Origin of the sequence: Flavobacterium sp. T12S277 (assembly GCF_048514875.1) — a bacterium.
Lineage (GTDB): Bacteria > Bacteroidota > Bacteroidia > Flavobacteriales > Flavobacteriaceae > Flavobacterium.
In genome coordinates this window covers 606,823-626,108 of record NZ_JBLYEG010000001.1, presented here as the reverse complement: position 1 = coordinate 626,108, position 19,286 = coordinate 606,823, and the positions used below count along the sequence as shown (strand labels likewise).

Here is a 19,286-nt window from a genome sequence, read left to right as displayed (position 1 = left end):
TAGATTTGTTGATTTTAGATTTTTCTATCAGAGGAAAGAAACCGATTTTACTTTAGAAGATTTTCTATGTAACTTATGATTTCGTTTCTATCTGTCGCATAATCAAACCATTTTGTGTCTTCATTTCGTTTGAACCAGGTCAGTTGTCTTTTAGAGAAACGTCTGGTATTTTTTTTGATTTCTTCGATGGCAAAAGGCAGCGAAAATTCTCCGTCAAAATAACTAAATAATTCTCTATAACCGACCGTTTGTAACGCATTTAACGCTTTGTTGGGATATAGCGCTTTGGCTTCTTCCAATAATCCCTCCTTCAGCATCAGATCCACACGTTGATTGATGCGGTTATAAATTACTGGTCTGTCAGCTTCTAAACCAATTAGAACAGGAGTAAAATTTCGGTTGTTTTTCTTCTGATTTAAAAAAGAAGAGTAGGGCTTTTGAGTTCCGATACACACTTCGGTAAAACGCATCATTCTTTGCGGATTTTGAAGCGTTTGCGGGTTTTCTATGGTCAGCCTTTGGTAATAATCGGGATCAAGATTTTTTAACTGATCCTGCAAATAAGTAATACCAAGTTTTTCGTAGTTAGCGTTTATTTCAGAACGAACTTCAGGATCAATTTCCGGAAATTCATCGAATCCTTTTAGAATGGCATCAACATATAGTCCCGAACCGCCAATTAAAATAACGAAGTCATTTTTTGCAAATAATTCTTCTAATTTTAAAAGTGCTTCTTTTTCGTAATCCCCAACGGTGTAATTTTCAAAAATAGATTTGTTCTGTATAAAATGATGTGTGGCAGATTGTAGTTCTTCGGGAGTTGGTACTGCTGTACCAATTGTCATTTCTTTAAAAAACTGACGACTGTCGCAAGAGATTATCTCACAATTAAAATGTTGTGCCAAAGCAATGCTCAAAGCTGTTTTGCCTATTGCTGTTGGTCCGACGATGGTAATTAGATATTTCATATTTGAGAGTCTTTACGGTTGCAAAAACCTTAGACTTGTATGGATTAAAGTAAGGATGGTAAAGCCCTTTCTTAATTAATTTAATTGTTAGGTAATTTTGTTCCGCATTCAAAACAATATTGAGCATGATCAAAATGCACCTGAGAGCGGCACTTTGTACACGTTTTTTTACTGCTTACGACACTGTTTTTCAGGCTGCTTTTTGCAAATTCGGCGGTTACAATTCCGGTTGGAACCGCTATAATTCCGTAACCCAAAATCATAACAAAAGCTGCAATAAATTGTCCGAGAGGAGTCTGAGGAGAAATATCGCCATAACCCACTGTGGTCAAGGTAACAATTGTCCAGTAAATGCTCATCGGGATACTTGTAAAGCCGGATTCTTTACCTTCGACCAAATACATGACCGAACCAATTATTATGGTGCTAATCAGTACAAAATAAATAAAAACGAGAATTTTTTCCTTACTGGCTTCAATGGCTTCCCGTAGCTGAACAGACTGATGGGAGATTTGCGGAATATGCAGGATTTTGAATAATCTGAAAAAACGCAGGGCTCTTATGATCGACAGCACACTTGCTCCCGGAAAAAAAATGGATAAATACATCGGTAATACGGCCATCAGATCAATAATTCCGTAAAAACTAAAAATATATCTGACTGGTTTTTGAATCGAAATTATTCGCAGTATATATTCAATGGTAAAAAATACGGTGATAATCCATTCGCAAGCAATAAGCTGAGAGTGGTATTTTTGATTGATTCCCTGAACGGTTTCCATCATAATCAAAACAACACTTAGGAGAATCAGTCCAAGGAGTACGAGATCAAACATTCTTCCCAAAAACGTATCCGTTCCATAAAGGATGATTTTGATTCTTTCCCGGAAGATTTCGTATTTGGATTTTGTTTTTTTCATCTCCACGAAGATAATGAAAGTTTAGCAGTGTTAAAAATGTAGGATCTTCAGCGATTTGCTTTTTCGGATGTAGTTTTGAATTATATTCTTGACATCGCGATTGTGCTGCATTGGAATCAGAATGTTTTTCAGAATTTCGATATTGGTAATCTGGTAGTTCAAATCGTAAAAGGCATACCCTTTGTAAAGACCATTTTCGATTAAAATAGCACTTCTTTCATTGACATTTCGGCCTCTGTCCAGCAAAATCATGCTTTTATTTTCGAAACTGTTTTCAGAAATAAACTGCTGTACGCGGGCATTGTAAATCTCAGGTGATACTTCTTCAATACAGGCACCGTCACATTCTTTGATTTTGTATTGAAAACATTCTTTTTTGGTTTGATACAGTCCTGTTAGTTTTTGGCACAAATGATATTTTGCGGTAAATCTGAAAAGAGCATTTTTGCCTTCCTGCAAAGTAGCAAAGGAGGTAATCTCTTTTTTACGGCCATCGGCTTTTTCGAGCTTTAAATTCAGGTAGCCATTGGCATCTTTCTCTGCATACAAAGCATATTGAAAGATGGTTTTTCGTTGTGAACGATTGTATCTCGGGCGGTTTATTTTTATTTCTTCGCTTTCTTTTAAAAGAGCAATTAATTCGCTTCCGGTTTCATCATAAGTTATGGTGAAAACTTCGGCTTGTATTTTTTTACTTTTGGTAGTAATTCCTGTAAAGTGCTGATTGACTCTTTTCTTTATATTTTGGCTTTTTCCAATGTAAATAAGAGTTCCGCCTTCATTGTAAATATAATAAACACCCGTTTTTGCAGGCATTTGAGCTAATATTTCGAGGAATTTTGGAGCAATTCCTTTTTCTACCTCCAGTTTTATAAAGTCTTTTACAATGGTTTTTTCCAGGTCTTTTTCTAAAAGCATTTTGAAGAGCTTGGTTGTCGCCATTGCATCACCGCTGGCGCGATGTCTGTCTGCCATTGGAATCCCAAGTGCTCTTACCAGTTTTCCTAAACTATAGGAAGGCTGATCCGGAATTAATTTCTTGGCAAGTTCAACTGTACACAGCGTTTTAGCTTCGAAATTGTAACCTAAACGTCTGAATTCCGTGCGTAAAATTCGGTAATCAAAAGAGGCGTTATGCGCTACAATAATGCAATCAGTGGTGATTTCGATAATTCGTTTCGCAACTTCAAAAAACTTAGGAGCAGAGCGCAACATAGCATTATTGATTCCGGTTAACTTCACCACAAAGGGCTGAATCGGAATTTCAGGATTCACTAGACTAATGAATTGGTCAATTACTTCATGACCATCAAATTTATAAATGGCGATTTCGGTAATTCCTTCCTCATTAAACTGGCCTCCAGTGGTTTCTATGTCTAGTATTGCGTACAAATTTAGTGTTCAGTCTCAGTTTTTAGTAATCAGTTTATAATCTACAATCGTTAATCAGCAATCTAAAATCAAATTATCTTCCTCCGAAGATACTGCTTCCAATGCGAACCATGTTGCTTCCGCATGTTATGGCAAGCTGATAATCGCCAGACATTCCCATGGAAATAGTATTCAGATTACCGTTTTCAATTTTTAGCTTTTCTATCGAATCAAAAATAGATTTTAAATGTGTAAACTCCTTCTTAATCTGGTTCTGATCTTCTGTAAAAGTTGCCATCCCCATTAAGCCCAAGATACGTATGTTTTTCATTTCTTTGAACTCTGATGAAGATAATAATTCATTTAATTCGTTTTCATCCAGTCCAAACTTGGTTTCTTCTTCGGCGATATGTATTTGAAGCAGGCAATCAATAACCCGATTGTTTTTTACGGCTTGTTTATTGATTTCCTGCAAGAGTTTCAAACTATCAACACCATGAATCAGGCTTACAAAAGGCGCCATAAATTTGACTTTATTCGACTGTACATGACCAATCATGTGCCATTGAATGTCTTTGGGCATTTGCTCGTATTTGTCAACCATTTCCTGGATTTTATTTTCTCCAAAAATACGCTGACCGGCATCATAAGCCTGCATTAAATCAGAGACAGGTTTGGTCTTAGAAACGGCAACTAACGTTACATTTTCTGGCAAACTCGCTTTGATTGTATTTAAATTCGATGCTATCGACATGGTGTTTTTTTTTTAGGAAAGAATAAATTGCTTAGAGATTTTCTCTGCTTTTTTACTTTCGCTATAGTCGTAAAAACCTTCACCAGATTTCACACCTAATTTTCCGGCTCTCACCATATTGACTAATAAAGGGCAAGGTGCATATTTTGGGTTTTTGAAGCCGTCGTACATTACATTTAAAATGGCAAGACAAACATCAAGACCAATAAAATCAGCCAATTGAAGAGGTCCCATAGGGTGTCCCATTCCTAACTTCATTACAGTATCAATTTCGTAAACTCCCGCAACTTTGTTGTACAAGGTTTCGATCGCTTCGTTCAGCATAGGCATTAAAATTCGGTTTGCCACAAAACCAGGGTAGTCGTTTACTTCAACAGGAACTTTACCTAGTTTTACAGATAAATCCATGATAGTTTTGGTTACTTCATCGCTGGTATTGTATCCACGAATGATTTCGACCAATTTCATGATCGGCACCGGATTCATAAAGTGCATCCCGATAACTCTTTCAGGATGTGCTACAACAGCTCCAATTTGGGTAATAGAAATGGAAGAAGTATTGGTTGCCAGAATCGTATTGTGAGAGCAAGCCTCGTTTAATTGCTTGAAAATGTTAAGTTTTAGCTCTACATTTTCAGTAGCAGCTTCAACTACTAAATCTACCCCAACAACACCATCTTTAATATCCGTATATGTGATAATATTGGTGATTGTTTTGGTAACTTCTTCCTGAGTAATAGTTCCTTTAGAAAGCATTCGGTCCAGATTGGCAGCAATAGTTGCCATTCCTTTGTCTAATGATTTTTCTGAAACGTCAATTAGTTTTACAACAAAACCACTTTGTGCAAATGTATGAGCAATTCCGTTACCCATTGTTCCTGCACCAATTACAGCTATAGTCTTCATTTAAATTTGATATTATATTTATGATTTTAGCCACGAGTTCACAAATTAATTCATGAACTCGTGGCTAATTTATTTTTTAAAAGCGTTCAATTTATTTATCGAAACAATCAATAATCTGATAGGCTACTCTCAAGGCATCTGTTGCCTGTTCCAGGGTTACAACTGGTGTTGTATCTGTGTTTATAGCATTGGCAAATGATTCCAGCTCATCCAGGATTGCATTGTTTTGCTCGACATCAGGATTTGTAAAATAGATTTGTTTTTTTACACCTTCTGCATTTTGCAAAATCATATCAAAGTCACCCGGAATTTCCGGAGCGTCTTTCATACGAACGACTTCGCATTTTTTCTCCAGAAAATCTACAGAAATGTAGGCATCTTTTTGAAAAAATCTCGTTTTGCGCATGTTTTTCATCGAAATTCTGCTGGCCGTTAAATTAGCTACACATCCATTTTCGAATTCAATTCTGGCATTGGCAATGTCCGGAGTTTCACTAATTACAGAAACACCGCTTGCATTGATATTTTTTACTTTCGAATTGACAACGCTTAGAATGGCATCAATATCATGAATCATCAAATCGAGAACTACAGGAACATCTGTACCACGCGGATTAAATTCAGCCAAACGATGTGTTTCTATAAACATTGGATTTTCGATCATGTTTTTTGTAGCAATAAACGCAGGGTTAAAGCGTTCAACATGACCTACCTGACCTTTTACATTGTGTTCTGCGGCCAAAGCAATAATTTCTTCAGCTTCTTCAACAGTATTCGCAATTGGTTTTTCTATAAAGATATGTTTTCCGGATTTGATGGCTACCTTAGCACATTTATAGTGTGAAAGAGTTGGGGTTACAATATCGATAACATCCACAGCGTGGATTAATTTTGCAATTGTGTTGAAGTTTTTGTAGCCAAACTCTTTTGAGATTCTTTCGGCATTTTCCTGATTTTCGTCGTAAAATCCAACTAATTCGTATTGGTCAGATTGTTGTAATAAGCGTAAATGTATTTTACCAAGATGACCAGCACCTAAAACTCCTACTTTTAACATGAGAATGTATTTTAAACAAAAATATAATTTATTTGTTGAAAGTAAAAGTTTAGCTGGGACAAAGTCGAAATTATTTAAACAATTTTAAATGTATTTACAGACTTAACTTTTCTTTGAAGTTATTGGTTTGTCTTCTTGATATTTCTACTTTCACCTCTTTCGGGAGTTGTACAAGTAGATTACCACTAAACCAAGGGTCTATTTTGAGTATATATTCTATATTAATAATTTGGTTTCGATTGGCCCGGAAGAAAAAATCATCGGGAAGTTTTTCTTCAATGTTGTTTAGCGATTTATTAAGTATGGCTTTTTCATCCTGAAAAAATATTCGGGTGTAATTGCCTTCAACTTCAAATAGAAAGATATCGGCAATTTTTACAAGCCAGCATTTTTCGCCATCGCGAATAAAAATCTGATTGTTTAGCGTCAGTTTCTTATTGCTTTTTTCTTCTTTTTCAATTAGATTTTGACTTACTTTTTCGATGGAATGCGCAAATCTTTTTGGGTTTATAGGTTTTAATAAATAGTCTAATGCGTTGTATTCAAAAGATTTAATCGCATATTCGTCAAACGCTGTTGTGAAAATTGTAATAGGAACTTTGTCCAGCATTTCTAACAGTTCGAAACCATCTTTTTCCGGCATATTGATGTCTAAAAAAAGTAAATCCGGTTGGGTTTCCTGTATTAATTTAAAGCCCGAATCTACATTTTCTGCTTCTCCGATAATTTCAATTTCACGATGATTTTTAATTAATTCTTTAAGCTCATTTCTGGCCAGACGAGAATCTTCAACAATGACAGCTTTTATTTTTTTCATACCTAAAGTATTGGAATAATTATTTTTGCAACTACTTTGTTTTCTATTTCCTCCAATTTAAAATTGGCTTTTTCGCCATAGATTAAATACAGTCTTTTCTCAATGTTTTTGATACCTAATTGTGTAGAATCTTTTTCAATGGTAAGTACTCCTGTATTCGAAACCAGAATAGTAAGATTGTTATTGTCCAGGTTGGTTTCTAATACAATTTGGCCTCCGTCTTTTAATTTTGCAATCCCATGTTTAACAGCATTTTCGATCAGCATTTGGATGATCATAGGAGGGATTTGCAGCTGTAAAGTATTTGGGTCTATTTGAGAAGTAAAATTCAAACGCTCTTCCATTTGAATTTTTGAAATTTCAATGAAGTTTTCTACCATTTCAATTTCTTCTTCCAATGCAATTGTTGTAATCTCGTTTTTGGTCAGGGAATATCGGAGCATTTCGGACAATCGGGTGATCATTTCTCTCGATTTTTCAGGATTTTCCAGAATTAATCCGCGAATATTATTTAAGCTGTTAAACATAAAATGCGGATTGATTTGCCCCTTTAAAGCATTCAGTTGAGAATCTTTTAAGTTGTTTTCAATTTCCATTCGATCCATTTTATTGTTCTTGATTTGCGAGGTTGTTTTGTAAATGGTGTACACAACTATCCAAAGAAAGAAAAGAAACCCCATCACAAAAATAAATAAAACCTGTTTTTTTGCAGATTGAGAAGGATGATCAAAAACTTCAGGGTTTTCATAAAGATAGGTGATCATTAGGTAATTGTATGCCGTTAACGCTCCATAATAAAAAAGGGCAGATGCGAAAATTAAAAAAAGCATTTTAATAATTTCCCAAAGCTTAAAATCGTCCAGCTTTATATGTCGGTCATAAAAATATTTTAAAACTATCGAAAGGAAAGTAAGCAGGCAAACACTAAAAAAGTAGTCTAATAGAAGCTGCCAGTTTTTATATCCCAATAAATTTAATTCAGGAATGATAATTTGGGGAATAAAAAGTATTCCTGAATAGATAGTCCATATAATGATTTGAACTAAAATGAAAACTTGATTCTTTTTTTGAAACATTTTTATAAGTTATTTTGTCTTCAGTGGTGTGTGATACCCATAATACATTCCTGCGATAAAAGCGCCTATAAAGAGCAGACAGAATATAACGACTAAAGTCACTAGAATTTTTGCGGTTAATTTCATTAAGATAAAATTTTAAATAACAAATTGCTTATTTCTATTGTCAAAGCTATAATTATTTTGATCATAATTTTAAGTTTTAAAAACTTTGGCAATGCCAGCATTGCCAAAGTTACATTTTAAATAACTAATTTTTTGGTTGAAAGTCCGGGTGACCCACTTGCCATAGTGCAAAGCTTAAAACATCTGCAACTTCTTCATACGATTTTGCTTTTGAAGCTCCACCAAAATGACCTGCTTCATAATCGACTTTTAATAAAGTTGGTTTTTTAGACGCATTTACCTCAAGCAATCGAGCGGCAAATTTAGCAGGAGACCAAACAATGATTCTAGGGTCATTGAATCCTGCTGTTGTTAGGGTTGCAGGATATTTAACACCTTCTTTTAGTTGCAAATAAGAGTCCATTTCGATAAGAGCTTTGGCTTCATCTTCGATTTTCATCGTTCCAAATTCAGGTGTATTTGCAGGTCCGTTTGGTGCATTTTCGCCTCTAACGGTATTCATGCTTCCTACTCCCGGAATGGCTACTGCATATAAATCAGGTCTTTCGGTAATCGCTCTTCCTACCAGAATTCCACCGGCGCTTCTGCTGTAGATGGCAGTTTTTGTCGGATTTGTATATCCTTCCTTAATCATATATTCGGTGCAGGCAATTACATCTTTCCAGGTATTTTGTTTTTTACTTTTTTGACCTTCCAAATGCCATTTTTCGCCTAATTCTCCACCACCTCTTACGTGAGCAACAGCAAGTATTCCACCTCTTTCTACCCATAAAAGTAAACTAGGATTAAAACCAGGAGACATAGACATTCCGTAGGCACCGTAACCATAGAATAAAACAGGATTGTTTGAATCTTTTTTAATTCCTTTTTTATAAATAATGGATAGTGGAACTTCGACGCCATCATACGATTTTACCATTAATTCTTCAATTTCAAAATTTTCAAATTCTGGATATTCAGTAATAGTAGAGAGCTCTTCTCTGATAAAACTGTTTCTTTTTACATCATATTTATAACGTTCTCCTTTGGTTGTCCAGCCTGTTGTTCTAACCCATAAGTCTGAAAACTTACTTCCTCTTGAACTTAAAACAATAGTTGCAGATTTTTTTGGAGTTTTAATTTCATTGTGTTTTTTTCCTTCAAAATCCGTGAAGAATAAGGTGCTTTCGATTCCGTTTTTTGTTTTGGTGTAAAAGATCCCATCTTTGGTAATCGTAATAGGGTTCAAATTAGCTTCTTTGTCTTCAGGGATTACAAGTGTTGCAGTTGCTAAATTTGGATTGCTAATACTAGTTTTTGTTACTTTAAATTTTGGAGCATTGAGACTTGTGAAAAAATAAATGTCTTTATCGCTAAAAGCAAAATTTTTAATTTCATCTTTTCTGTCCGTCAATAACTTCCAGTTAATTTTGCCACTATTCAATTCAGAACCTTTGGCAATAAACATTTTTAAGTTCGGATTTACAGAATAAGGCATCAGAAAAAGCATCTTACTGTCTACGTCATAACCCATAATAGGGATTTCTTCCTCTGCAATTTTTAATTCAGGATACATTGCTTTCGAAAAAATTACTTTATCCTTTGTAATATCATTTCCTATAACGTGCAATTTTGTTACAATATTCAATTGCGCTTTTGCATCATGAATATCGGCTGTTGGTGATTGTGAGTACAAAAATGATTTGTCATCGTCTAACCAGTTGGCATTTCCAAATCTTAGCTTGTCGATTTTATCCGCTAAAATTTTATTATCGGCTACATTTATTAAAAACATTTCGCTCATTTCACCACCGTTTTTCGAGATATTTACAGCAATTAGTTTTCCGCTCTTATTGGGAGAGAAAGAACTAATAGTAAAGATGTCTTTTGCTTCACCTTTTAGCGTTTGTGGGTCAAAGATTAAGGTCTCTTTTCCTTTTAAACCGGCTCTTTTATACAGTTTTGCAACCTGATCTTTTGGAGTTGTTTTTTGGTAGAAATAAGTGCCATCTTCCATAATTTGAGTTCCGCTGATTGCTTCAGTAACTCTGTCATTTATAGAAGTAAGCTCATCAATAAGAGTTTGTTTTCCCGGAATTGAGTTTAAGATATTGTTTGTGTAATCAGCCTGGGCCTTTAACCAGCTTAGTGTTTGTTCATTTTTTAAATCCTCAAGGTTTCGGTATTTGTCTTCCACTGTAATTCCAAAATAAGTATCTTTAGCGGGAACAGAGGGTGCTTTTTCGGGTTTGTTTTGCGCAAATAAATTTCCTGTCGAAATAACTCCCAGAGATAGAAAAGCGATTTTTTTAAGTGTATTGGTTTTCATGATTGATATCTTTTGATTGAGGATTAGATTAATTCAGTACGATTACAGTGATAAATTTATAAAGGGCAACTCCGATTATAAATCCTACGATTAATGATTTAATAATTTTGTAAACATTTACTTCTTTTTGGGTTTCCATAATTTTTAGTTTTAATGATTGGTTAATTTTACTAGTTGATTGATTGATTGATTGATTGATTGATTGATTGATTGATTGATTGATTGATTGATTGATTGATTGATTGATTGATTGATTGATTGATTGATTGATTGATTTTTTACAAGTGAATTTAAAAACTAATGATATTGGTAATAAGTCCGATTACGAAACCCATAGCTAATGGTTTTATAGCTTCGGTCGGAGTTTTAAAATTTAATGTGTTCATAATTTTGGTTTTTAAATTATTACTTCCTGATTGATGTTTCAAAAGTAGCAACACATCAGCTGGAAATTTTTAAAAAAATGACGAACGGTTGATACAAGCATTTGAATGGTAAATGGTTCGGATTATATTAAATTGAAAGAAGTTTCTGAGTTGAAAACATTCTGTATGAAAGCATTTAAAATTGATTTACTTTCTTATTTTTGCCAAAATAAAACCTACCCATTTTGAAAGATACTGCCAAACATCAAGGACTTCGTAATCAATTAGTAAGCACTTTAGAACAAAAAGGAATTACTGATAAAGCGGTTTTGGATGCGATAAAAAAAATCCCGAGACACCTTTTTTTAAATTCAAGTTTTGAAGATTATGCGTATCAGGATAAGGCATTTCCTATAGGAGCGGGGCAAACGATTTCTCAGCCTTACACAGTTGCATTTCAATCCCAATTATTAGAGGTTAAAAAAGACCATAAGATTTTAGAAATTGGTACAGGATCAGGTTACCAAACAGCGGTTTTGTTTATGTTAGGAGCAAAAGTATATAGTGTGGAAAGACAAAGTGAATTGTTTAGAACCACTTCTAACTTGTTTCCAAAATTAAATATTCGCCCAAAACACCTGTCTTTCGGAGACGGTTATAAAGGGTTACCAAGTTATGCACCCTTTGATAGTATTATTGTTACAGCAGGAGCTCCTTTTATTCCGCAGCCTCTAATGGCGCAGCTTAAAATAGGAGGAAGGCTGGTTATTCCGTTAGGAGAAGATGTTCAGATTATGACCCTATTGATTCGAAAGAATGAAACTCAATTCGAAAAACATGAGTTTGGAGAATTTCGATTTGTTCCTTTGTTAGAAGATAAAAACTAAATAAAAACCCACTAGTGATAGTGGGTTTTGTTTTATTGGCCGATAATACTAATATAACGTTCCAGGCTTTCTTTTTCGATTTTGGCGATAAAGAATAAGAAATCTTCTTTGTCTTTCTTGGTCTGGGCAGTTTCTAAAGATTGGTAATATTGCATCCTATTCTCGTAATCTCCTTTTATATTGGCGATCAGATATCCTTTTTGCATTAGAATTAAATTCATTACTAATCTGGCGGTTCTGCCGTTTCCGTCAATAAATGGATGTACAGTGACCAATCTTTCATGCATTTCGGCTGCAAGAATAATAGGGTGTAATTTGTTTTTATTGATTTCGTACCAAATAAAATAGTCCTCCATTTCCTTGGCAACCATAAACGGCTGTGGAGGCATGTGACTGCTTCCCTTAATCATCACCTGTACTTTTCGATAGCGACCCGCATCTTCAGGAATGATACCACGCAGGATTAAATTATGAATAGACAAAAGATCACGTTCATTTAGACTGTTGTTTTTTTGCATCAAATCTTTGATAAAGCCAATTGCTTCCTGATGATTTATAGTTTCAAGATGCTCGCGCATACTTTTTCCGGAGATAGTCAAGCCTTCGTTGATGACCATGTCAGTCTCGCGGAGAGTCATTGTATTTCCCTCAATTCTATTACTTTCAAAAGTATACTCAAGTTCAAGGGCCTGACTAATTTTATAACTATCAAATTGTCGGTAGCTGTCTAACTTTTCTTTTAAGATATCAATTTCGCTTAAGATTTTTTCTAAAGTAGTGGATAGCTTTAATTTTGAAACAGTTTTGTTGTATCTAATCTCTTGTTCAGCAACTTCAAGAGCTTTTAACGCAAAATCATCATCACCAATTTCATATAGAATCTTTTCTTTAAGCCAAGCAATCATTAGAGTTTCGTAGTCGATCTCTAAGAGTTTTGCTAACTTCACAATTTGATCTTTGGTTGGTTTTCTTGCCCCACTTTCAAATTTGCTTATTAGAGCCTGATCGATACCAAGCAGTTGTGCAACTTCTCGGGTTTTTAGACCTTTTTGTTCTCTTGCATTTTTAAGAAGTGATTTCATTTTAGAAAGTTTTTATTTGTCTTGACAAAAATAGTCATAATTTTTCGATAAATATAACAAAATCAAATTTTCTTTTTTAAAACATTAATTTGGAGGAAGTAAGCCGTCTTTTTTTTTATTTCTTTTACGGCAGTTCTCCTTGAAGCTTCATCTTTTACTAAGGAAACAATTAAACTTTCTAAAAATACTCTTGGGCTACAGTTATCTGAGGATTTCTCCAGCTGCTAACAATAGATGTATTACTACCATAACTTGAAAGCGCTATAATAGTGATTTTAAAAGATGTTTTTTTTAGTTGTATGCTTTTTTAATTCGATCTAAATCGCGTTTGGTATCCTGTTCTTTCAAGGATTCGCGTTTGTCATAGTTTTTCTTTCCTTTACAAAGACCTATTTGGAGTTTTGCAAGCCCTTTTTCGTTGGTAAATAATTTCAACGGGACAATAGTAAGTCCTTTGGCCTGAACATTTTTATGCAACGTTTTAAGCTCCTTTTTGTTCAAAAGTAATTTTCTTTCACTTCTGGATTTATGATTGAATTGATTCCCAAAAGAATACTCTTCGATATAGGTATTAATGGCAAAGAGTTCCATATTGCTAAATTCACAAAAGCTTTCGGTAATATTTGCTTTACCTAGTCGTATAGATTTAATCTCAGTTCCCGACAAAACAATTCCGGCAGTATAAGTATCGATGATCTCATAATCAAACCGGGCTCTTTTATTAAGTATATTGACTGTTTTTAACATAGCGTACAAATGTAAAACAAAAATGAAAAACTTTAATAAAATATGAAAGAATTAAAGTTTTTTTTTAACCTATGATTTTGATCATGCCTAAAGAAAATGCTTACGTATAAGTTTGTTGAATAATTTAAAATAAACTAAAACATGAGAAAAATTTTAACACTAGTAAGTATTGCATTTATTGGTTTAACTGCAAAAGCTCAGGATACAAATCAGGGGTTAAAAGGGACCTGGTTTGCAACATCGCAATTTGGTTATCAGCAAACCAAAACAGGAGATGTTAAAAGCACAAACCTATCGGTATTACCAATTGTGGGGACATTTGTAACGCCTTCTGTTGCAGTAGGCGCGGGATTTGGTATTATTAATATAAAGGCAGATGCAAAAACCGGAACTGTAGCAAAAACAGATTTGCTTGTTATTCAGCCATTGGCCAGAAAATATTGGAATGTAGCAGGTTCGCTATATTTTTTCGGACAATTAGCAGCCCCTATTATTACAGGAAAAGAGAAAGAAAGTGATTTAAAAATTAGCCAATATGGCTTGTCGGTTTCAGGAGGATTTGACTATTTTATTAGTAAAAATTTCTCAGTTGAGTTTTCTTATGATTTGGCAAACTTTACGTCTACAACATTAGATCCAAAAAATGGTGAGAAAACTACAGTAACCAATTTTGGATTAGCGCATGTTGCAAATGTTGACCCTTTTTACAATACAGCTTTGGCGGGCAGCAGACCAAATTTGACTTCACCGCTTTCTTTCGGGTTTAAATTTTTCTTTTAAAAATCATTGAGAAGACTTTTGATGGTGCAAAGTTGATCGAATTAAACAATTAATAGCTTGATGAACTTTGCGCTTTTTTAATTGTGTTTCCTGTGGTTAGAATAGTTGTGATTTTATTTACTAGTTTTGTAAAAAAGAAAGACCGTGCTTCAAAAGCACGGTCTTTTAGTATAATTATTTTAAAAATATAAAATGCAAAATCAATCGAAAGATCCTTTACACGGTATAACACTTCAAAAAATAGTAGAAGCATTAGTAGAATACTATGGTTTTGATACTTTGGCAGAATTAATTCCGATAAAGTGTTTTATTTCAAATCCAAGTGTAAAATCAAGCTTGACTTTTTTAAGAAAAACCGATTGGGCTCGTAAAAAAGTGGAAGATTTATATGTAAAATCACTGCCTAAATTGGCGAAGTAATCTATAATTTATAAGAAATCATAACACCTCCGCGGTATGGAAGCCATTCGCCACTTTTGTTCCAGTTTTGCGCTTTCTCGTATCTGCCAGGAGTTCCGTCATTGTAATAACCGTGGTAAAAACCTTGGTGCCAGCCACCTCCTGCAAAAATATCCAATAAAAATTTATCGTTTAATTTGATATTGTATCCAACTGTAACTCCTAAGCGATATCCGAAACCATCTTCATAACGGTTAGAACCCCAGTAATTCCATTTTTGAATTTGATAAATATCCGGTCCTGCATGGCCACCTACGTAAAAACCTTTGTAATTTTCTTTAAAATGGTAACGAAGTTCAGGTGTTAGCGTGTAGAGTTTCATTGGACTATGTCCGTTAAAAGACTCCCAGAATGACGCCATAACGTCAACACTAAAAGTTAAATTTTTTCCAATACTGGTTTCAATTCCAACATTTGGTACTGCTAATAAAGCGGTTGCAGCATTAAATTTAATAAAAGTCTGACTTTGAGACTGAACGGAAAAGAAAAGAACTAGGGCAATAAAAATTTTTTTCATAAAATAGGCTTTCGTGATGTCGAAATAAGCTCTTTTTTCTTATTTCGACTGCAAATATAACGTAAACCAATAGTCATTATTATCTGGGACCATTAATTTAACAGGAATATTTTTTTGCCAAAATGAACTAGACTTTCTTATTATTTAATAATGAGTAGATTACACTATCTATAAACTTACCATCATAAAATTCACATTCTTTAAAATGCCCTTCTTTTACAAAGCCACATTTCTGTAATACTTTTTCAGAAGCATAATTTTCAGGATCAATCACTGCTTCGATAGAATGCAATTTTAATTCGTCAAAACCATAAGTGATTAATCGGTTTACTGATTCTGGGACAATTCCTTTTCCATGAAATTCAGGTAGTAAGATATAACCAATTTCGGCACGGTGATGTTCGGGCTGCATTCTGTAATATCCAATGATACCTAGTAGTTTTGGATTGCCTTTTAAAGTAATTCCCCAATTGATTCCTTCATTTGCCACAATTTTGTTTTCAATCATCGCAATATGCTCTAAGGCATCTTCAGAATTTTTGACTAAAGGACGCGGGATGAACTTCATCGTTTCAGGATTCGAACGCAATTCGAAAACTTCATTTACATCGTCATTTGTTATTCTTCGTAAAAGCAAACGTTCTGTTTCAATTACAGGGAATGGAGTAAAATTAAATTCCAGCATTTTTTTGTAGATTATAATATTGATATACTAAACTTTGAATTAAAGGTTTGATTGGCTTCTAAAACTAAAATCCCTTCTTTTTTAAATAAATCTCCTGAATTTTCAGCCGTATCCGAGTATCCCAGCCAGGGTTCGATACAAATAAAAGGGGCTTTCACTTTTGTCCAGATACCTAAACTTGGAAAATCTTCAAAATCAACCTTAACATAGGGTTTAGAGTTTTGAAGAAGGGTTAATGAGTTTGATTCTAGTGTTTTAAAAATCAATGCGTCGTTTTCGAACAATTTATACTTCAATGGGATCAGATTGTTTTCACTCTCCAGGATTTTTGTTTTATTGGAAATTAGATCATTTTCCAGAAGGTAATAGTTGAGAACTTCCTGTTTTTCAAATTGAAACGTATAATTTTCAAAATGCTCTGGTAATGCAATTGCCGGGTGAGCTCCTATAGAAAAAGGCATTTTATTCAGACCTTTGTTGATTACTTTGTACTCAATATTTAAAGTGGTGTTTTCAACGCTGTAAATAAGTTGCAGTTCAAATTTAAAAGGATATTTTTGGAGTGTTTCGGTATTTGAGTTTAGCGCAAAGATTGCACTGTTTTCAGTTTTGTCGATCAATTGAAAGTCCATATCGCGGGCAAAACCGTGCCTTGGCAATTGGTATTCTTTTCCATCAATCCTATAAGTATTGTTTTTTAGGGTGCCCACAATCGGGAAAAGTACAGGAGAATGTTTGCCCCAGAAGTCCGGATTACCTTCCCATATGTATTCTTTATTTTGATTGTCTTTTAATGAAAATAATTCTGCTCCGAAATGTTTTATTGAGACGCTTAGTGCTGAATTGGAAATGGTTGTATTCAAAGTGCTTAAAATTGAAAAGGATTAGTTTTATATTGATGTAAATATATTTTATAAATTTTAGTTTTTTAGGAAAAAAGCTTAAAATATTTTTTGATTAAAATTTGATTTTCGTTTCAGAATTTTTATTTAAATAGCTTTTTTTTTCATTAATTTGCTATATAAACAGCTAAAAAATATGAAAATAGAATCCTCGAAAGCCTTATTAACCATGGCTTTGTTTGTTGGAATTTCTTCTGTTTGGGCACAGCAAACGCCCGCAACAACAGCAGTAAATCCCGTGAATAACTACAATTACCACGATGCGTTTGGACCGAATTTTTACACCAAAAATGGTACACCAACACGCGCTGCAAATGGTCAGCCAGGAGTTGAATATTGGCAAAACAGAGCCGATTATCAGATTACGGCAAAATTAAACGGAACTACAAATGAGATTACCGGTACAGATGAAATCACCTATACTAATAATAGTCCAGAGAAAATGTCATTTGTATGGTTGAATTTAGATCAGAACTTATTCAAAAGTGATTCAAGAGGGAACGCAGTGGTGCCGCTTTCAGGAAGCCGTAACGGCGCTCAGGGTCAGGTTTTTGATGGAGGAAATAAAATTAAATCGGTTAAAGTAATTTCAGGAGGAAAGAAAAAGACTGAAATTGAAGCTAAATATATAGCTACAGATACAAGAATGCAGATATTTCTTCCGGAAACATTGGCATCAAAAGGAGGAGCTGTAAAAATTAAAATTGAATTTTCGTTCATTGCACCTTTTGAAGGGTCAGACAGAATGGGGGTTTTAGAAACTAAAAACGGTAAAATTTTTACGATTGCACAGTGGTATCCGCGTATGTGTGTGTACGATGATGTAAAAGGATGGAATACTGCACCCTATTTAGGAGCGTCGGAATTTTATTTAGAGTATGGGAATTTTGATGTAAAACTAACAGTACCTGCAAACCATTATGTTGTGGGGTCAGGAGAATTGGTAAATGGAGCAGAAGTATTGCCTGCAGAACAGCTTAAACGTTATAAAGAAGCAGGTCAAAGTGATAAAACCGTTACGATTCGCTCTGCCGAAGAAGTTGCTGCAACAGCAAATTCTAAAGCAACAGGAGAGAAAACTTGGCATTATCAAATAAAAAATGCTCGTGATTTTTCATGGGCTTCTTCGGCAGCTTTTGTTTTAGACGGTGCCAAAATTAATTTGCCTAGCGGTAAAAAGGCATTGGCTTTATCGGCTTATCCGGTTGAAAGTGGAGGAGAAGCTGCTTACGGGCGTTCTACTGAATACGTAAAAGCATCGATTGAAAATTATTCTAAAAGATGGTTTGAATATCCTTATCCGGTAGCTACAAACGTTGCAGGAAACGAAGGCGGAATGGAATATCCGGGAATTGTTTTTTGTAGCTGGGAATCAAAAGGACAAGATCTATGGGGGGTAACCGATCATGAATTTGGACATATCTGGTTTCCTATGATTGTAGGTTCGAACGAAAGATTATTCGCTTGGATGGATGAAGGCTTTAATACTTTTATTAACTCGTTAAGTACTGAGGAATTTAATAAAGGCGAATATAAAGAAGCACCATCGAATTTGCACAAATTGGCAGAGCCATTCACAAAACCAGATTTGGAAACCATAATGAGTTCTCCTGATAATATGAAAGAGGCTAATATTGGGATGCTGTGTTATTTTAAACCAAGCTCTGGTTTGGTAATTTTAAGAGAGCAGGTTTTAGGAAAAGAGCGTTTTGATCTTGCTTTCCGTACCTATATTGAGCGTTGGGCTTTTAAACACCCACAGCCGGATGACTTTTTCAGATCAATGGAAAACGTTGCAGGTGAGGATTTAAGCTGGTTCTGGAGAAGCTGGTTCGTAAACAACTGGCGCTTTAATCAGGGGATTAATTCGATTAAGTACATAAAAAATGATCCGTCAAAAGGAGTTGCAATCACGGTTGAAAATTTCGATAAAATGCCTATGCCGGTTATTTTGGATGTCAAAACAAAAAGCGGGAAAGTAACAAGAGTTAAATTGCCTGTAGAAGTTTGGCAACGTAACAATGTTTGGACGTTTAAGCACAATTCTACTGAAGAAATAGAAAGCATCACGCTTGACCCTGACCATGTTTTTCCGGACAATAATGAAGCAAATAATGTTTGGACAGCCAGTAACGGTAAAATAGAAAAAGATGTAGTTTTAGATGGTTATTTAGGAACCTACTCAACTGCAAAAGCACCTTTGAAAATTGATTTTACAGAAAAGAATAATACATTGAATGTTCTGATAACAAACTATCCGAAGTTTACTGTAAAGGCTGTAGAAAATGAAAAAGATGTCTTTCAATCAGCTGAAGCCGGATTAAAATTCAAATTTAACGAGGCAAAAACAGGTTTTGATATGATTATTTTAAGTAGCGGTGACGCAATACCGTTTACTAAAAATTAGTAGATAAAAAAGTAAATATTTAAAAACCCGATAGTTAGGAATAGCTGTCGGGTTTTTTGTTGCCTGATAATAACATTTGATTAAAAAAATGTTAGAATTTTATTTTTTTGTTTCATAAATAAAAAAATAGTGTACTTTTGCAGTCGATGAAT

The 19,286-nt window shown here is 34.4% G+C and carries 18 protein-coding genes; 4 read left to right on the top strand and 14 right to left on the bottom strand.

The annotated features are described in order from the left end of the window. Nucleotides 1–47: 47 nt before the first annotated feature. The 9 genes from miaA to ACN1CN_RS02510 form a co-directional block, all read right to left on the bottom strand. On the bottom strand, nt 48–968 hold the full coding sequence (miaA, locus tag ACN1CN_RS02550; RefSeq protein ID WP_419134551.1) for a tRNA (adenosine(37)-N6)-dimethylallyltransferase MiaA: 921 nt from the start codon (nt 966–968) through the stop codon (nt 48–50). Between the two features lie 80 nt (nt 969–1,048). Next, on the bottom strand, nt 1,049–1,888 hold the full coding sequence (locus tag ACN1CN_RS02545; RefSeq protein ID WP_419134550.1) for an ion transporter: 840 nt from the start codon (nt 1,886–1,888) through the stop codon (nt 1,049–1,051). Between the two features lie 30 nt (nt 1,889–1,918). Next, nucleotides 1,919–3,280, bottom strand: coding sequence for an exonuclease domain-containing protein (locus ACN1CN_RS02540; protein WP_419134549.1), 1,362 nt, complete (start codon nt 3,278–3,280; stop codon nt 1,919–1,921). A 73-nt stretch (nt 3,281–3,353) separates the two neighbouring features. Beyond that, nucleotides 3,354–4,013, bottom strand: a complete 660-nt coding sequence (locus ACN1CN_RS02535; RefSeq protein WP_419134548.1) for a YggS family pyridoxal phosphate-dependent enzyme — start codon at nt 4,011–4,013, stop codon at nt 3,354–3,356. A gap of 12 nt (nt 4,014–4,025) precedes the next feature. Then, nucleotides 4,026–4,919, bottom strand: a complete 894-nt coding sequence (locus tag ACN1CN_RS02530; protein ID WP_017497120.1) for a 3-hydroxyacyl-CoA dehydrogenase family protein — start codon at nt 4,917–4,919, stop codon at nt 4,026–4,028. Between the two features lie 91 nt (nt 4,920–5,010). Next, nucleotides 5,011–5,976 carry a Gfo/Idh/MocA family protein gene (locus tag ACN1CN_RS02525; RefSeq protein ID WP_264523661.1) on the bottom strand — a complete coding sequence of 322 codons (966 nt, stop codon included), beginning with the start codon at nt 5,974–5,976 and terminating at the stop codon, nt 5,011–5,013. 94 nt (nt 5,977–6,070) lie between these two features. Continuing rightward, nucleotides 6,071–6,793 carry a LytR/AlgR family response regulator transcription factor gene (locus ACN1CN_RS02520; protein WP_291285408.1) on the bottom strand — a complete coding sequence of 241 codons (723 nt, stop codon included), beginning with the start codon at nt 6,791–6,793 and terminating at the stop codon, nt 6,071–6,073. Nucleotides 6,794–6,795: 2 nt separating this feature from the next. After that, complete coding sequence (locus ACN1CN_RS02515) at nt 6,796–7,869, bottom strand: sensor histidine kinase (protein ID WP_419134547.1); 1,074 nt, start codon at nt 7,867–7,869, stop codon at nt 6,796–6,798. A 250-nt stretch (nt 7,870–8,119) separates the two neighbouring features. Continuing rightward, the gene (locus ACN1CN_RS02510; protein ID WP_419134546.1) at nt 8,120–10,303 is read right to left on the bottom strand and encodes a prolyl oligopeptidase family serine peptidase; all 2,184 of its coding nucleotides are present in this window, start codon (nt 10,301–10,303) and stop codon (nt 8,120–8,122) included. Between the two features lie 610 nt (nt 10,304–10,913). On the opposite strand from ACN1CN_RS02510, the gene ACN1CN_RS02505 reads away from it, so the two are divergent. Beyond that, nucleotides 10,914–11,555 carry a protein-L-isoaspartate(D-aspartate) O-methyltransferase gene (locus ACN1CN_RS02505; protein ID WP_017497113.1) on the top strand — a complete coding sequence of 214 codons (642 nt, stop codon included), beginning with the start codon at nt 10,914–10,916 and terminating at the stop codon, nt 11,553–11,555. Between the two features lie 32 nt (nt 11,556–11,587). Here the strand turns inward: ACN1CN_RS02505 and ACN1CN_RS02500 are convergent, their stop codons facing one another. Together ACN1CN_RS02500 and smpB are read right to left on the bottom strand one after the other, a co-directional pair. After that, on the bottom strand, nt 11,588–12,637 hold the full coding sequence (locus ACN1CN_RS02500) for a Fic family protein (RefSeq protein ID WP_419134545.1): 1,050 nt from the start codon (nt 12,635–12,637) through the stop codon (nt 11,588–11,590). Nucleotides 12,638–12,928: 291 nt separating this feature from the next. Beyond that, nucleotides 12,929–13,384 carry an SsrA-binding protein SmpB gene (smpB, locus tag ACN1CN_RS02495; protein WP_419134544.1) on the bottom strand — a complete coding sequence of 152 codons (456 nt, stop codon included), beginning with the start codon at nt 13,382–13,384 and terminating at the stop codon, nt 12,929–12,931. A 141-nt stretch (nt 13,385–13,525) separates the two neighbouring features. Here smpB and ACN1CN_RS02490 point away from each other — a divergent pair, with 141 nt between their 5' ends. Next, the gene (locus ACN1CN_RS02490) at nt 13,526–14,164 is read left to right on the top strand and encodes a porin family protein (protein ID WP_264523667.1); all 639 of its coding nucleotides are present in this window, start codon (nt 13,526–13,528) and stop codon (nt 14,162–14,164) included. A gap of 192 nt (nt 14,165–14,356) precedes the next feature. Further along, the gene (locus ACN1CN_RS02485; RefSeq protein WP_070908521.1) at nt 14,357–14,584 is read left to right on the top strand and encodes a VF530 family DNA-binding protein; all 228 of its coding nucleotides are present in this window, start codon (nt 14,357–14,359) and stop codon (nt 14,582–14,584) included. Nucleotide 14,585: 1 nt separating this feature from the next. On the opposite strand, the gene ACN1CN_RS02480 is transcribed toward ACN1CN_RS02485, so the two are convergent. The 3 genes from ACN1CN_RS02480 to ACN1CN_RS02470 all read right to left on the bottom strand — a co-directional run bounded on the left by ACN1CN_RS02480 (nt 14,586) and on the right by ACN1CN_RS02470 (nt 16,688). Further along, the gene (locus ACN1CN_RS02480; RefSeq protein WP_419134543.1) at nt 14,586–15,140 is read right to left on the bottom strand and encodes a DUF3575 domain-containing protein; all 555 of its coding nucleotides are present in this window, start codon (nt 15,138–15,140) and stop codon (nt 14,586–14,588) included. Between the two features lie 127 nt (nt 15,141–15,267). Continuing rightward, complete coding sequence (locus tag ACN1CN_RS02475) at nt 15,268–15,825, bottom strand: GNAT family N-acetyltransferase (protein WP_419134542.1); 558 nt, start codon at nt 15,823–15,825, stop codon at nt 15,268–15,270. A gap of 11 nt (nt 15,826–15,836) precedes the next feature. After that, nucleotides 15,837–16,688 (bottom strand): aldose 1-epimerase family protein, encoded by an 852-nt coding sequence (locus ACN1CN_RS02470; RefSeq protein WP_419134541.1) that lies wholly within the window; start codon nt 16,686–16,688, stop codon nt 15,837–15,839. 175 nt (nt 16,689–16,863) lie between these two features. Between ACN1CN_RS02470 and ACN1CN_RS02465 the strand changes: the two genes are divergently transcribed. Continuing rightward, nucleotides 16,864–19,134, top strand: coding sequence for a M1 family metallopeptidase (locus tag ACN1CN_RS02465; protein WP_419134540.1), 2,271 nt, complete (start codon nt 16,864–16,866; stop codon nt 19,132–19,134). The last annotated feature ends 152 nt before the right edge of the window (nt 19,135–19,286 follow it).

What these genes read in the sequence shown, in the direction of transcription:
- ACN1CN_RS02480 (WP_419134543.1), bottom strand. Translation starts at nt 15,140, where the DNA reads ATGAAAAAAATTTTTATTGCCCTAGTTCTTTTCTTTTCCGTTCAGTCT.
- ACN1CN_RS02475 (WP_419134542.1), bottom strand. Translation starts at nt 15,825, where the DNA reads ATGCTGGAATTTAATTTTACTCCATTCCCTGTAATTGAAACAGAACGT.
- ACN1CN_RS02535 (WP_419134548.1), bottom strand. Translation starts at nt 4,013, where the DNA reads ATGTCGATAGCATCGAATTTAAATACAATCAAAGCGAGTTTGCCAGAA.
- ACN1CN_RS02525 (WP_264523661.1), bottom strand. Translation starts at nt 5,976, where the DNA reads ATGTTAAAAGTAGGAGTTTTAGGTGCTGGTCATCTTGGTAAAATACAT.
- ACN1CN_RS02530 (WP_017497120.1), bottom strand. Translation starts at nt 4,919, where the DNA reads ATGAAGACTATAGCTGTAATTGGTGCAGGAACAATGGGTAACGGAATT.
- ACN1CN_RS02515 (WP_419134547.1), bottom strand. Translation starts at nt 7,869, where the DNA reads ATGTTTCAAAAAAAGAATCAAGTTTTCATTTTAGTTCAAATCATTATA.
- ACN1CN_RS02545 (WP_419134550.1), bottom strand. Translation starts at nt 1,888, where the DNA reads ATGAAAAAAACAAAATCCAAATACGAAATCTTCCGGGAAAGAATCAAA.
- ACN1CN_RS02465 (WP_419134540.1), top strand. Translation starts at nt 16,864, where the DNA reads ATGAAAATAGAATCCTCGAAAGCCTTATTAACCATGGCTTTGTTTGTT.
- ACN1CN_RS02490 (WP_264523667.1), top strand. Translation starts at nt 13,526, where the DNA reads ATGAGAAAAATTTTAACACTAGTAAGTATTGCATTTATTGGTTTAACT.
- ACN1CN_RS02520 (WP_291285408.1), bottom strand. Translation starts at nt 6,793, where the DNA reads ATGAAAAAAATAAAAGCTGTCATTGTTGAAGATTCTCGTCTGGCCAGA.
- miaA (WP_419134551.1), bottom strand. Translation starts at nt 968, where the DNA reads ATGAAATATCTAATTACCATCGTCGGACCAACAGCAATAGGCAAAACA.
- smpB (WP_419134544.1), bottom strand. Translation starts at nt 13,384, where the DNA reads ATGTTAAAAACAGTCAATATACTTAATAAAAGAGCCCGGTTTGATTAT.
- ACN1CN_RS02485 (WP_070908521.1), top strand. Translation starts at nt 14,357, where the DNA reads ATGCAAAATCAATCGAAAGATCCTTTACACGGTATAACACTTCAAAAA.
- ACN1CN_RS02510 (WP_419134546.1), bottom strand. Translation starts at nt 10,303, where the DNA reads ATGAAAACCAATACACTTAAAAAAATCGCTTTTCTATCTCTGGGAGTT.
- ACN1CN_RS02500 (WP_419134545.1), bottom strand. Translation starts at nt 12,637, where the DNA reads ATGAAATCACTTCTTAAAAATGCAAGAGAACAAAAAGGTCTAAAAACC.